The following is a 13433-nucleotide window of genomic DNA, read 5'->3' as shown; positions in this document are numbered from 1 at the left end:
GCCGTAGTTAAACCCATCGTCATTCCCGTTCCGAACGCCGTGGGTGCGCTGTGGTCGGACGTGCTCCAGTTCGAGACGGCCACGAGAGACGCGTGACCCGGAGGCGTCCACTTCGAATTCGCAACGATTCGAGCGGTACGAGGGCTCACGTGCCGATGGAGACGGGATTACGGCACCGTTTCGCACACACTCCATGGTTTTTAATACCGATTAGTAAGTACGGGATAGCATGAGCGATATACTCGCTGAGAATCTCTCGGGGAAGTCCGTCATGGGATCGGACGGAACCGAGCTCGGATTGCTCTACAACATCACGATGGACCTCAAATCGGGCGCGCTCAACGACCTCGTCATCGAACCCGACGAAGCGATTTCGCGTCGCGCCGTCGACTTCGAGCTCAACGACGCCGACCGCTTTCTCGTCCCCGTCAACCGCGTCCAAGCGGTGAAAGACTACATCGTCGTCCAGCGCTAACGGTATGTACGTTCTCGACTCCTCGGCTTTTATCCACGACTTTCATACGACAGAACAGACTGCGACTATCCCGCTCGTCCGCGACGAACTCGAGGACGAGAGCGCCTATCGCTACGACGCGATGGAGGGCTCCGGGATGCACATTCACATTCCCAACGAGGACACGACGGAAAAGGTCCGGCGCGCGGCCCGCGAATCGGGTGACCTCGACGTCCTCTCCGACACTGACGTTCGCCTCGTCGCGGCGAGTTTCGAACTCGACGGCGTCCTCGTCACGGACGATTACGCGATGCAAAACGTCGCGGAGAAGTTGAACGTCGACGTCGAAGTGATCGCCCGGGAGGGTATCGATGAACAGCGGCACTGGTCGTTCCAGTGTCAGGGCTGTGGCCGCGAGTTCGACGAACAGAAAGACCGCTGTCCGATCTGTGGGTCGGAACTGGCGCGAAAGAACTCGTCGTAACGGGGCGTCGCAGGTTCGTTCTCACCGATAGATGAGATAGAGATTCGCGAAGACGGCCGCGTTGTACAGGCCGTGGATCAGCGCCGGGACGAGCAGGTTATCGGTGCGTTCGTAGATCGTCCCGAGAACGATCGAGAGCCCGAAGACAGTACCGAGACTGGCGATCACCGCGCCCAGGCCGTCCGTGGCGTACGCGAGCACGTGAACCCCCGCGAAGATCACGCTGGCAACAGCCACCGAACCGAACCGTGAAAACGTTCCGTACAGCGATTTCTGGATCACGTTTCGGTAGAGCAGTTCCTCGAACGGGCCGATGACGAGAATAGCGATCGGGACCAGGATCAACAGCAGTTCGGGACTCTCCTGGGCCCGCTGGGCCGTCGCGTGCTCTGCGCTCTCGACGCCGGTCGATTGCATGAGGATACTGATGACCTGGAGCGTCCCGAAGAGGACGAGCAGCCCGGCGACGGTCCAGGCGACCTCACGCAGCGTCGGCCGTCGAAGGTCGATGAACGAGAGATCACGATCCGTCGTCCGAAGGAACGCGACGACGACGATAGCCGTTCCGATGATCACGCCGAGCTGACTGACGATCTGGGTCGCGACGAGCCGTTCGATCTCGGAAAGCATTTCGAGGAACGGATAAACCGGGATTGCGAGGACGAACATCACGATCTGTGGGACGAGGAGTCCGCTGAGCCCGACGACCGAAAGGGTAAGCGTCAGTTGGGTCCGCCGTCTGAGACCGGTGATTCCGATTCCGTAGTAGTCCGCGACGCTGATGCCGGCGGTCAGTCCGGCCGTGACGAAGCCGATGAAGACGACCGGTATCGATATCGGAATCGCCGGTACGGCGGTGTGTGCCGTGATACCCTGGTTCAGGGCGTAGCCGGCGAGCAGGACGACGGCTACGCTCGAGACCGCGGCGATCGGTGCGGCGATACGGCGCTCGATGCCGCTGTGACGACGAACCAGAAAAGAGAGAACGGCGGCGACGGCGAAGGCAACCCCCGCCCAGATGACAGGATTGCCGACACCGCGGCGGACGGGAACGAGCATCGCGATCATCGTGATCCCCGCGAGAGTGGTTCCGATCCCGGGAACGACGTCGGAGGCGATCGGTCCGGCCTCGTCGGCCTGTGCAGTCTCAGTCATATAGGTGTGTTCGTGCGAGGACTCATAGGCCCACCGCAACCGGACAGCAGTCCGTCCTGACCAGTTACCGGACCGACGGCAATCGTCCCCAGACCCGCCGCAAATCACAGCAATCAGACGACGGCCAGACGCCGCCACCGTGAATGACCGTGCGAGCGAACTACCGTTCGATTCGGAGTTCCGTCTTCTCGGCGACGGCTTCGGCTTCCGCGAACTCACCACCACCGAGTAATCCACGAGTCGCCTTTTTCGCCCACTCGACGGCCGGTTGCTCGAAGGTATTGACGCCGTACAGTTCGCCCGCGAGGACGCACGCTGCTTCCATGCCGTAGAGCAGGCCGCCGAGTTCGTACTCGTCGACCCGGTCGATTTCGACGCGGACGTTCGGCCGGCCGGCGGCTGCGAGGCTGGCCTCCGTCGCCTCGAACTCCGCCTCGAGAAGCGTTCCCAGCGTCGAATCGCCGAGATAGGCCAGTTCCTCGACGCCGGTGTCGGGGATCGGCCGGTCGCCACCGCCCCGCGGCGTGACGAAGGTGACGAGCTTGTCCCGTGGACCGGCCCGATACAGCTGCAATTGCGAGTGCTGATCCGTCACCCCCAGCGCCCGCACCGGCGTCTGGCCGAGATCGTCTTTCCCGAGGCTCTCAGCCCATAGCTGGGCGAACCACTCCGCGGACGTCTCGAGCGACTCCGCGTACGGCATCACGGCGTTCACGCCGGCCCCTCGTCCGTCCAGCGCGTAGGTCGTTGCGCCGTAGGCGTACGCCGGGCAGTCGAACAGCGATTCCGTGAGGGTCTCCGCTTCGGCCGCCGCCCCCGTGACCAGCGCCTCGAGGTCGTGGCCGCAGACTGCGGCGGCGACCATGCCGACGGCCGATAGCGCAGAGAAGCGTCCCGGGACGCCGTCAGGAACGTTCAGCGAGGGCAAGTCGTGGCGGTCCGCGAGGTCGCGAAGCGGCCCCGATTCGCCCGTCGTGACGATGGTCCGCTCGGTCCAGTCGACGCCGGCCGACTCGAACGCGTCACGCACGACCAGGAAGTTAGCCAGCGTCTCCGCCGTGGTCCCCGATCGGGACACGACGTTGATCGCCGCGTCCTCGAAGCGGACGCGCTCGAGGTTGCGTGAGACCCACTCGGGGTCGACGTTGTCCAGATAGATCGTTTCCGTCTCCGACTCGAGCGCGTTCGTGATCGTCGCCGCGCCGAGCGAACTCCCGCCGATGCCGACGGTGATCATCGTCTCGACATCGGCAACCGGTTCGATCGCCGTCCGGATTTCGTCCGGGTCCGTTCGTTCCGGCAGATTCAACGCTTCGTAGCCGTGTTCTTCGTTCGCCATCCCACGTTCGATGCGCTCGTGGGCGACCGCCACCTGCTCGTCCAGTCGCTCGAGGGATTCCCTCGAGACGCCCGGCGACGCGACGGACGCGAGCGCGTTACCGATGTCGACGTTCATACGGGAGGACGGGACCGCCTTCGATAAAGTCGTTCCGTGACGCGCTCGGACTATCGAGGCAGCGACAGTCGTTCGCGTTCGGATCTCGACTCGGCCCCGGTGGCGGTCGAAAGACGAAACCCGGAAACCGCCCCCCCGCATAGGACCAGGCATGACCGAAAAGACGGGCACGTTCGTCGTCACGCACGCCGAATCCGAGTCGGCGGTCGTCCGCGACGTCGACACCGCACAGGTCCACACCCTCGCGTCGAACCCCGGCCTCGAGGTCCACGACGTTCTCGAGGCGACGGTCGTACCTGAGCCGCCCCTGGAGGTCACTTGGGAGGTGATCGACGTCGCGGAACGGCGAGCGATCGACCTCGTCGACAGCGACCTCGAGCCGACCCGTCACGCCGCGGACCTCGCGGCCGAGGCCGAGATCGGCGACCTCGTCAAGGAAGAACGGGCCGGAACCGGTGAGATCCACATGTTTCGCGTCCCCGAAGGAGAAGTCGAAGCCGCGGCTCGTGACGTCCTCGAAGACGAGGAGACGATCGCTCGAGCGGCCCGACTCGAAGCGGTTCGCGTGGAAGTTCGGCGCTCGGCGGACGACGGGGTGGTGAGCGTTCGGTATCTGCCGGACTGATCTCGAGTGCGACACGTCCAGACTCCGGTCACTACTGCCACGATCGGTATCCGTTCGCGGGTGAATCGTCGCGTGCCGGACGCGAGATGCTGTCGGAATTGAGAAAACTTACTTCGGAGGACTGCTTGATGGTAACTATATGGCGTATTTTGACGTACCGGAGATCGATTATCCCCGGTACAGTAACCGCCAACTCGCAGCGGTTCCGCTCGCGGTTCTCGCGGTGGCACTGCTCGTCTTAAGCGGCTCGTTTCTGATGTACGGGACGCCGGTTCCGCTTGGAATGGACTTCGCCGGCGGGACGGAGTTGACCGTCCAGACGACGACACCGGAAGGACAGATTCCGGCGGCGTTCGACGAGCAACCCGAATCGGTAACGGGGGCCGGAGGCAACGAGTACATCGTCCGATTCTCGGAGACGGACTCCCAGGCACTTTCCGGACAGGCCGAGGAGAACCTCGAGCCGAACGGTAACAGCGAAATCGTCCAGTCGGTCTCCTCGACGTCCGCGAGTTTCGGTGAGCAGAGCCAGCGGACGGCCCTGCTGGGACTCGTCGTCGCGTTCGTCGGCATGAGCGCCGTCGCGTTTCTGCTCTTTCGGACGTTTGTCCCCTCGATCGCGATCATCATCTCGGCGTTTTCGGACCTGGTGATCCCGCTCGCGTTCATGTCGCTCGCCGGCATTCCGCTCTCTCTCGGGACGGTCGCCGGCCTCCTGATGTTGGTCGGGTACTCAGTCGACTCCGACATCCTACTGAACAACCACATCCTGCGCCGCAGCGGTGACTTCTACGAGAGCACGTACCGCGCGATGCGCACCGGCGTCACGATGACCGTGACGTCGATGGCCGCGATGCTCGTGATGGCCATCGCGGCGACCCTGGTCGGCATCGACCTGCTGTCGTCGATCGGGACCATCCTGTTCGTCGGCCTCGCGGCCGACCTGATGAACACCTACATGCTGAACCTGAGCTTACTCCGCTGGTACAAGTTCGAGGGGATCCGATCATGAGCCCGATCGGCGCGATCAAATCCAACTGGCGGGTCCTCCTGCTCGTCCTGTTCATCGGCTTCGCCGTCGTCGCGCTGTTCGTCCCCGGCGGCATCGTGGCCGACGACAGCCTCGCCGAGGACAGCGTCGAAAACGGCGCCACCAACCTCGAGTTCGGCCTCAGCTTAGACGGCGGGACGAGAATCAGAGTCCCGGTCACCGGAATGACGGCCGAAGACATTGCGCCGAATGCGGTCGGCGACAACGGTGAGGTCGATCAGGAGCGACTCGAGGAAATCGAGACGACGCTGTACCAGGAGCTCGGCGTCGACCAGGCCGACGCCAGCGTCGACGTTCAGGACGATGGAACGGTCACCGCGGAGGTGTTCACCGAGAACGTGACCGAAGCCGAGTTCGCGGCCGCGTTGCAGGCGGCGAACGTCGACGCCTCGGAGGACGATATTCGAGACGGTGTCACCGAGCAGACTCGCGAGCAGATGATCAAGACGATCCAAACCAAGATCAACGCAGCGGGGCTCTCCGGCGGCACGGTCTACGAGGCCTCGACGGTGGACGATGAGCACTACATCGTCGTCGAAGTGCCGAACATGGGATCCGACGAGCTTCGAACCCTGCTCTCCGAACGCGGGGTCGTCGAAGTCGTCGCCTACTACCCGAACGAAAGCGGCAATCAGACCAACCAGACCAACCAGACCAACGAGACGGTACTGACAGGAGAGGACATTGCGAACGTCGATCCGCCACAGCAAGACGAGCGAATGAGCGGATATCAGGTCCCCGTCCAGGTCAAAGACGAGGCCGCACCGCAGTTCCAACAGCGGATGAACGACCTCGGCTTCACTGGAGAGGGAGTCGGTATGTGCAGCCTTCGCGGCGGCGACAGCATCAGCTTCGACCACGAAGGTGAGCAGTACTGTCTCCTGACCGTGGTCGACGGAGAGGTCGTCGACGCCCACAGCATGGGTCCGAACCTCGCCAGTTCGATGCAAAGCGGCAGTTGGGCCGACGACCCGTCGTTCTTCATGGGCGCACAGACCCAGCAGGACGCCCAGTCGCTCTCGGTCAACCTCCGGGCCGGCAGCCTGCGCGCACCGCTCGACTTCGAGGGGAGCCAGGTCTACTCGATCGAACCGTCCCACGCCGAGCAGTTCAAGCAGTACTCACTGTTGATCGGGCTACTTTCGGTGGTCACCGTCAGCGCCGTCGTATACACCCGCTATACCGACACCCGCGTCGCCCTGCCGATGATCGTCACCGCGATGTCGGAGGTGGTGATCCTGCTCGGGTTCGCCGCGCTGATACGCATGCCGCTAGATCTCTCCCACGTCGCCGGGTTCATCGCGGTCGTCGGGACCGGTGTGGACGACCTCGTGATCATCGCCGACGAGGTGATGGACGAAGGCGACGTCAGCTCCGCTCGAGTCTTCCAGTCGCGGTTCCGGAAAGCGTTCTGGGTGATCGGCGGGGCCGCTGCGACGACGATCGTCGCCCTCTCGCCGCTGGCCGTGTTGAGCCTTGGGGACCTCCGCGGGTTCGCCATCATCACCATCCTTGGGGTGTTCATCGGGGTCATCATCACCCGGCCCGCCTACGGTGACATCCTGCGGCGCCTGCTGACCGACCGGTAGCCGAATTCGTCGGTCGGCGTCTGTTCTCCCGATTGCATCGGTCTCGAGCGGCCGCCAGAGTAGGTCACTGTCGCCTCGAGCGTTCTCACTCTCACCCACGAGCGGCTCAGATGGCGGCGAAAGACGACGGTGGGTGGGACGCCAAATCAGCTCTCTCCGATCGGAAAGGACCGATCGTGTACGTCGCGCGGGTCAGGTCTCGTCGCTGGACGGTGCGCCGTGCTCTATAAGATGGTCCACGGCCGCGATTTCGAATCGGATCGTCTCGAGATAGCTCTCGACGGCGCGCCTGGCAGTCGCCTCGAGGCACCGCTCGTCGACGGTTTCGAGGACGATTTCGACCTGTTTGTCGATTTCCTCGAGGCAGGACTCGATGGATCCGGGGTTGCGCCCACCGTCTGTGAGTACCGCTTCGCGGCGTGAGGAGGTCGGTGACGGCCGGTCGTCTTCGGAGCCGTCGCGGACGCAGGGTCGGGCGTCGATACGGCTATCGGTGGGTGAACGAGCGTCTTCAGGTTCGGAACGTTCGGGTTGCATGGGCGGACTCTTCTGTGGTGGTGACCCGACTCCGGCGTGCTAGGATACGCTGTGCCACTGTGGCTAGGGGGCCGGATCAACAGTTGATTTGTCCCGATTTCGCTTATAACTTACTACCTAGTAACCAGTAAATAATTGTGTACGACAATCATATAGGTACTACTAGCAAGAAATCACTCGTAATCAGCACTCGTATGTCTCTTGCTTCCGATTTCGTGAACGAAATGCGTCAGGATATCGAGTGGATGGTCCCGTCTGACGACAAGATACTCGAACTCGTTCGCGAGCACGGGAATTTGACTCCGACGGCTATCGAGGATTTGGGTTGTCCGAGCGCCGGTCTTGCGCGTAACAGATGCCCGGTTCTCGCCAAATATGGGCTTCTCGAGCGGATTTCCCGAGGTCTGTACGGCATCACTGACGACGGCCAAGCCTACGTGAACGAAGAACTCGACGCCAGCGCACTCGAGTCGAAAACGGGGTAATGTCGGACGAAACGGATCCGCGAGAGTTCTTCGACGCGGCTTCAGCACGGTGCCTGTTGCCGAGCCTCGGCGTCCCGCGTGGCCCCGGGGGGCTTCTTGTGTGACAGTCCGGCGACCGACACCTGTCGGCTACCGGTTTCGGCTCGGACGCCGCCGACGGCGGCCGTGTCCTCGGCCGCGCCGGTTCGTCGTGCGCCTTCCGCCAGTAGCCTTCGGTGAGGGCCGCTACGGTCCACCATTTTATTCCGCCGGGGGCAGGGCATCACCCCGCCGTTCTATGCGGACACATGTTCTGTTAATCTTTCGAATGTGTCGTGAGTATCAGCGTCGGATGGCTCGGGTACTGCGGCTCTCAACACTCGAGTGGTGGAGGACACGGTCGAATGTCGAAGACGACACGCTCGAGTAGCGTCCAAGAGGTGGATGCCGCGGTCGCACCCTACCAGCGCCTTCACGGCCGTCTCTCGAGAGCGTTCGGTCCGCTCAGTGAGTACGCACCTCCTGTTTCCGAGTGAATCCCGACGAAGGTGCCGAAAGGCGGAGTCTGTCACGATCAGGGAGTTCGAGGACTCAGTCGCTCGGCTAACTGATCCGAAACATCCGCGAGGTACGCGGATCCGATGGTGGCGACGAGTAGGGCACCGACCGTATCGTACGCGAGGTCGAGGATGGTGTCTTCGAGCCCGTACTGCGTAAGGATTCCCGGTATCCCGAGTATCTGGGAGACGACGCCGATGTAGAACTCGAGAAGTTCCCAGATGACGCCGAACGCCATCATGAACAGGAGAAGGTACACGAACATGAACGCCGGCGGAAAATTAACGGCGTCGGTGTGGACATCCAGGGCTCGCGCGGTGGCATACCCGACGGCGGCCACGAGCGAGGACGAGAACGCATGGGTCACGTGATCCCACCACCAGACGGCCTTATACGGCGTCAAGAAGTCGAGACCGGGCAGCGGGAGCGTTCCGAACGCGTGGAGAAACATGGAGAGCGTGATCCAGAGGACAAGCATCTCGTTCATCGTGAACGCGTAGCGGCGTTCGAAGAGTGCGGGAAGCTGCGTGACGAGCAAGGCGACTCCCCCGTTGACGACCACGCCCGGCCTCCCATACCAGACCCCGGCTATGAGAATCGCGAACATGACGAGTTGAAGAACGCGGACGAGCAGAGCGGCCCGCTCGGTAGTGAATCTCAATCGCTCGCGGACTGTCACGTCGATTTCACCCGTTGTGGTGGTGATTGAGGTGTGTTTCGGCGCCGCCACCTGAAGTACAGCCAGAAAACGAGGCCCGAGAAGAGCCCAGCGAGGAGTGCAACGGTGAAGATCAGCATGAGTTCGTCGTTCGTCGAGACGAACGTGCCACCGAGGTATTCCAAAGAGAACGCCGAGCCGACCGCCCAGAATCCGGCGACGGCAAGCGTAACGATACAGACGAAGACCACGGCGAAGGCAGGCGTCATGCGAAGCGACGTCGTGAGCTGGAGCGCGCTGACGACGAGCATCGCGAGCGTTCCGATACCGATACCGACGAAGAACTGGCCGAAGAACGTTGGTCGAAGCGGGAAGATTACGAGCGGCAGTGATGCGATGACGAGGAGCGGCCAGGGGAGCGTGTGGGTCCACGAACGTGCAACCAGTGGTGGGACTAACGCAACCGCCGTTGCGACTGCCGCGAACGCGACCCCACCCAAGAAACCCGTGAAGAGGGACGTAATTACCGTGCTGGCGAGCATTCCAGTAACGGCCCACGTGACCACGGCGTTCGTTCGGGTGTCGACGACGAACCACTCTTGGTCGAACTCTCGGCTCATCGTGATATCCGGCGGTACATCGACGGTTGACGGCCACTAGGAGCTATCGGATCGAGTACCTTCGAAGGCGTATCGGTCATAGGTCTCTACCCGACGACGAGGGAGAAAGAACCTCAGTATCGACGATTCGTACAATCACGGTAACGAGCAAACTCGATCGGATCTACTGGTGGCGCTGCACACTACGGCGACGAGGAGCAGTACACCGCTGACACCGTCTCTGACGACGATATCGATACGCTCCTGACGGACTCGGACCAGTTCGATCCCCGCCTACTCCGACAACCGTCACGGGAAGCTCCTCCGACACGCGACTCGAGCGGCCGTGTAGGTCGGTATCCTGTCCGAAGCCCTCACAGAATGCGAGGCCGCTGAAAGAACCACACACACACACACACTCCGTAATAGAACAAAGGGCGATCCACCGGAGCCCGTCGACAGGATGTCTGCCGATACGCCCCGGAACTACCACCCGAAGCCCTCTCGAGCCGATATGCTCGGATTGAAAGATACACCGAGACGTTCGCCCGCACGGTCGCTATTCCGCCCCCACTCCTCACGTTCCAAACCGCGCCGTCAGCCGCAATCCGCACCTCGAGCCGACAACCGCACCGCGAACCGCAAGCCGCCTCACACCGGCCAGCACTCGAGCCCTGGCCGGTTCGGGTTCAATCGTCCGCGTCGGATTCGGTTCCGAAGACGCCGACCGCCTCGAGCTCGTCGAGTTCCGCGTCCGAGTATCCCAGTTCCCGCAACACCGTGCGGTTGTGTTCCCCGAGCAGCGGCGGTGGGAGGTCGAATCCGCTCTCGGCGTGCTCGAACTTCAGCGGATGTTCGATCACGGGAACGGAGCCGAGTTCCGGGTGGTCGATCTCGGTCACCGCATCGCGTGCATCGATCTGCGGATTGTCGAGCGCCTCTTCGACGTCGTAGACGGGGCCCGCCGGGACGCCGCCCTCCTCGGCGATGATCTCGATCCACTCGTCGGTCGTCTTCTCCGCGAGCGTGGCTTCGATTTCGGTTTCTAGCTCTTCTATGTGTTCGACGCGGTCGGCGTTCGTTTCGAAGTGCTCGTGTTCCGCCAGATCCGGTCGGTCGAGAACCTCACAGAGTTCCCACCAGAGTTTCTCGTTGAGAATGCAGATGTTGAGATAACCGTCTTTGGTCTCGAACGTCTGATACGGCGCGAGCACCGGATCTTTCGTCGCCATACGCCGCGGTTTGTTGCCGGCGAACACCTGCCCGGCCTGTTTGGTGAGCCACGGCAGCGCCGACTCGAGCATTCCGAGATCGATGTACTCGCCCTCGCCAGTCAATTCCCGTCGGTAGAGGGCCGTCGTGACGCCGAACGCGGCCCACATCGCCGTAATGAGATCCGTCATCGGCAGCCCGACCTTGACCGGCTGTCTGTCGGGCTCGCCCGTGACGCTCATGATCCCGCTCATCCCCTGAATGAGCAGGTCGTATCCCGACCGCTCCCGCCAGGGGCCGGTCTGTCCGAACGCGGAAACCGCGAGGTAGATGATGTCCTCGTTCCGTTCCGCGATCGACTCGTAATCGACGTCGAGACGCTCGGCGGTTCCCGGACGGAAGTTTTGGATGAAGATATCCGCGTCCGCTGCGAGTTCGTACAGCGTCTCGACGGCACGTGGATTCTTGAGATCGAGCTCGAGGCTTCGCTTGCCGTAATTGACCGTCCAGTAGTACGGCGATTCACCGTCGATGAACGGCGGTCCCGAGTGACGAATCGCATCCCCGTATCCCGGTTGCTCGATCTTGATGACCTCCGCGCCCTGGTTTGCGAGCATTGCGGAGCAAAACCCGCCGGTAACGAACGTCGAGAGGTCGAGAACCGTTATGCCGTCCAAGATTCGATCGTCGTGTCCCATGATTCTGGATCACCGAGTGAGACCGACCGCGACCGGCCGATTGCTGGCTCCGGGTTCTCGAGCGGCCGTCTCGAGCACCGGTCTCGTCGCTTCGGCTCGCAAACGCGCGACTGTCGACAGCCGGCTCGAGTTCGCGTGCAAGGGGGGAGACATATCACGAGACCGAGATCCGTAACTGTCATCTGGCCGAGAGGCAGTGAGACACCATGACTGTTCCATAACTCGCAATCATCCGTACCGGCTGGTAAAACTATCGACGGTATTATGTTCGACAGGAATCAGACCACAATCAGATATTGACACTGTATACGTGTTACGACTCGAGCGTTTTTTCCAACGTCGGCATTGTTCAATATGTCGACTAACGATTCAGCCATGAATATCATCGATGCAATTCGGCTGGTAAGTAGCACGTTTCGACAAATCGACGACCTAGAGGAACGAGTTAGCGACCTCGAAGACATCGATCACAGTCCCGATGAGGCAGTAATCGCCAGCGATCACGGCTATCCCGGTGATGGAAGCGGAGGCGATATCGGGGAGTTCATCCTCGAGCACCTGGACGAGACGATCGTTCTCGACGGCGCTGTGTACTCACTGCAATCCGAGATTGACATCGCTCCAAGTGACGTCGACCTCATCGTCAGGACGACGTCGTCAGATCGGGTTCGTCTCCGTGTCGATCACGACGACGTCGACGCGGCACTCCGAGTTGGGAGCTGGGGCAACGGAATCTCTACGTGTGTCCTCGAGAACCTCGAGATCGACCTCGACGGCCACGATGCAGGCATTGGCCGGTTCTTTGTCGACGACCATCTGGACGTCTCGGACGTCTCCCTTCGCGGTCGGCGCGATCGGTACAACAAGCACGGAGACAAGTACAGCTATCTCGCCTGTATCACGTCGCCGGACGGTCTTGGAATCCATCGACGAGTGTGTCTCCCGGACGGCGACACCTGGACTGGCGATGACGAGCACAGCCACGCAATCGGGATCGCTGCGGACCCGCCTCACGTTGGGACACAGCTCTGGGTCAATTGCCACGTGGCCGAACATTGGGATAACGGTTTCTACATTCGGAATTCCCCCGACGGTGTGAACGTATTACTATCGCCTCGAGCGGAAAACTGCGGTCGATGTAATATTCGGCTGGGTGCTCGTGATGTGGCGATCGAGCCGACATCTATCTGGGATCTAGACCTGAAACACGATCACTATCCCGAAGGTGTTGGAGGTGGACGGGATGCGTTCGGGACGCTCCTCGCGAGTGATGGTGACGGGGCGATGGTTATCGGCGGGAAGGCGATTGCTCGGACTGGGAGAAATGATCTCGTCCGGACGTGGGGTGACGCCGGCCGGTTTACGATGATCGGCACGGAGATCGTCAACGAAACCGATCAATGGGCGATTCGGGCGAGTGTCGGGGAGGATGGTGATGACACGGCGATCGCTCGGATCACGGACTGTACGATTCGTGAGCGCTGTGATACGGCAATTCGAGGTGCTGCGGTCTCCTCCTGGCGCGACCATCTTGTTCTTGAGGGGGTGAGCTACGTAAATGAGGGCGACACGCAGTCGCGTGCGTTCCTCGAGGCTGCGGATGGATGTTCGGTGACGGTTCGAGAGAGCTACATCGAGTCCGGGTGTGATTCGGTGGTACGGCTTCGCGATAGTCCGGATCGGATTGTCCTTGATCACTGTGAGATCAATGGTGGTGTCGATCTTGGTGAGGGAGAGTCGGTGGAGGTGCTTCAGTTGACCCACTGTGATGCTCGAGACGTCGGGCAGCTATGGACCGGTTCTGGTGGGGAAAATGATGTGGCGTATTTGTCCGTACACTCGAGTCCTGGTCTCGAGGAGTACCGAAGTTAGTACGGAAGCAGAATATATCGG

At 61.7% G+C, this 13433-nt stretch carries 15 protein-coding genes; 8 read left to right on the top strand and 7 right to left on the bottom strand.

Going from position 1 to position 13433, the window contains the following annotated elements:
• The first annotated feature begins 229 nt into the window (after window positions 1-229).
• Window positions 230-475 carry a PRC-barrel domain-containing protein gene (locus NJU76_RS09730; RefSeq protein WP_254527973.1) on the top strand — a complete coding sequence of 82 codons (246 nt, stop codon included), beginning with the start codon at window positions 230-232 and terminating at the stop codon, window positions 473-475.
• Window positions 476-479: 4 nt separating this feature from the next.
• Window positions 480-938, top strand: a complete 459-nt coding sequence (locus NJU76_RS09725) for an NOB1 family endonuclease (RefSeq protein ID WP_254527971.1) — start codon at window positions 480-482, stop codon at window positions 936-938.
• A 21-nt stretch (window positions 939-959) separates the two neighbouring features.
• Here NJU76_RS09725 and NJU76_RS09720 read toward each other — a convergent pair whose 3' ends face one another.
• Both NJU76_RS09720 and NJU76_RS09715 read right to left on the bottom strand, forming a co-directional pair.
• A complete protein-coding gene (locus NJU76_RS09720) occupies window positions 960-2093 on the bottom strand; it encodes a CPBP family intramembrane glutamic endopeptidase (protein WP_254527970.1) in 1134 nt (377 codons plus the stop codon).
• A 160-nt stretch (window positions 2094-2253) separates the two neighbouring features.
• A complete protein-coding gene (locus NJU76_RS09715) occupies window positions 2254-3549 on the bottom strand; it encodes a glucose-6-phosphate isomerase (RefSeq protein ID WP_254527969.1) in 1296 nt (431 codons plus the stop codon).
• A 151-nt stretch (window positions 3550-3700) separates the two neighbouring features.
• Here NJU76_RS09715 and NJU76_RS09710 point away from each other — a divergent pair, with 151 nt between their 5' ends.
• The 3 genes from NJU76_RS09710 (at window position 3701) to NJU76_RS09700 (ending at window position 6814) form a co-directional block, all read left to right on the top strand.
• Window positions 3701-4174, top strand: a complete 474-nt coding sequence (locus tag NJU76_RS09710) for a DUF5812 family protein (RefSeq protein ID WP_254527968.1) — start codon at window positions 3701-3703, stop codon at window positions 4172-4174.
• A 139-nt stretch (window positions 4175-4313) separates the two neighbouring features.
• On the top strand, window positions 4314-5186 hold the full coding sequence (gene secF / locus NJU76_RS09705; RefSeq protein ID WP_254527967.1) for a protein translocase subunit SecF: 873 nt from the start codon (window positions 4314-4316) through the stop codon (window positions 5184-5186).
• Window positions 5183-6814 (top strand): preprotein translocase subunit SecD, encoded by a 1632-nt coding sequence (locus tag NJU76_RS09700; RefSeq protein WP_254527966.1) that lies wholly within the window; start codon window positions 5183-5185, stop codon window positions 6812-6814. The genes secF and NJU76_RS09700 overlap by 4 nt, the downstream gene beginning before the upstream one ends.
• A 192-nt stretch (window positions 6815-7006) precedes the next feature.
• On the opposite strand, the gene NJU76_RS09695 is transcribed toward NJU76_RS09700, so the two are convergent.
• Window positions 7007-7351 carry a hypothetical protein gene (locus tag NJU76_RS09695; protein ID WP_254527965.1) on the bottom strand — a complete coding sequence of 115 codons (345 nt, stop codon included), beginning with the start codon at window positions 7349-7351 and terminating at the stop codon, window positions 7007-7009.
• A gap of 224 nt (window positions 7352-7575) precedes the next feature.
• On the opposite strand from NJU76_RS09695, the gene NJU76_RS09690 reads away from it, so the two are divergent.
• Window positions 7576-7836: a type IV toxin-antitoxin system AbiEi family antitoxin domain-containing protein gene (locus tag NJU76_RS09690; protein WP_254527963.1), complete on the top strand. Its 261-nt coding sequence runs from the start codon at window positions 7576-7578 to the stop codon at window positions 7834-7836.
• A gap of 41 nt (window positions 7837-7877) precedes the next feature.
• Here NJU76_RS09690 and NJU76_RS09685 read toward each other — a convergent pair whose 3' ends face one another.
• Entirely contained in the window at window positions 7878-8075 is a 198-nt protein-coding gene (locus NJU76_RS09685) for a hypothetical protein (RefSeq protein WP_254527962.1), read from the bottom strand.
• A gap of 144 nt (window positions 8076-8219) precedes the next feature.
• On the opposite strand from NJU76_RS09685, the gene NJU76_RS26545 reads away from it, so the two are divergent.
• Window positions 8220-8351 (top strand): hypothetical protein, encoded by a 132-nt coding sequence (locus tag NJU76_RS26545; RefSeq protein WP_256565997.1) that lies wholly within the window; start codon window positions 8220-8222, stop codon window positions 8349-8351.
• A 38-nt stretch (window positions 8352-8389) separates the two neighbouring features.
• On the opposite strand, the gene NJU76_RS09680 is transcribed toward NJU76_RS26545, so the two are convergent.
• The 3 genes from NJU76_RS09680 to NJU76_RS09670 form a co-directional block, all read right to left on the bottom strand.
• Window positions 8390-9034 (bottom strand): DUF2238 domain-containing protein, encoded by a 645-nt coding sequence (locus tag NJU76_RS09680; protein ID WP_254527960.1) that lies wholly within the window; start codon window positions 9032-9034, stop codon window positions 8390-8392.
• A gap of 14 nt (window positions 9035-9048) precedes the next feature.
• Window positions 9049-9651: a hypothetical protein gene (locus tag NJU76_RS09675; RefSeq protein WP_254527958.1), complete on the bottom strand. Its 603-nt coding sequence runs from the start codon at window positions 9649-9651 to the stop codon at window positions 9049-9051.
• Between the two features lie 668 nt (window positions 9652-10319).
• Window positions 10320-11540: a CaiB/BaiF CoA transferase family protein gene (locus NJU76_RS09670; protein ID WP_254527956.1), complete on the bottom strand. Its 1221-nt coding sequence runs from the start codon at window positions 11538-11540 to the stop codon at window positions 10320-10322.
• A 375-nt stretch (window positions 11541-11915) separates the two neighbouring features.
• Here NJU76_RS09670 and NJU76_RS09665 point away from each other — a divergent pair, with 375 nt between their 5' ends.
• Entirely contained in the window at window positions 11916-13412 is a 1497-nt protein-coding gene (locus NJU76_RS09665; RefSeq protein WP_254527954.1) for a hypothetical protein, read from the top strand.
• The last annotated feature ends 21 nt before the right edge of the window (window positions 13413-13433 follow it).

The organism is Natrinema gelatinilyticum (assembly GCF_024266705.1).
GTDB lineage: Archaea > Halobacteriota > Halobacteria > Halobacteriales > Natrialbaceae > Natrinema > Natrinema gelatinilyticum.
The sequence above is the reverse complement of the archived record's forward strand: the minus strand, read 5'-3'. Positions and strand labels throughout refer to the sequence as shown.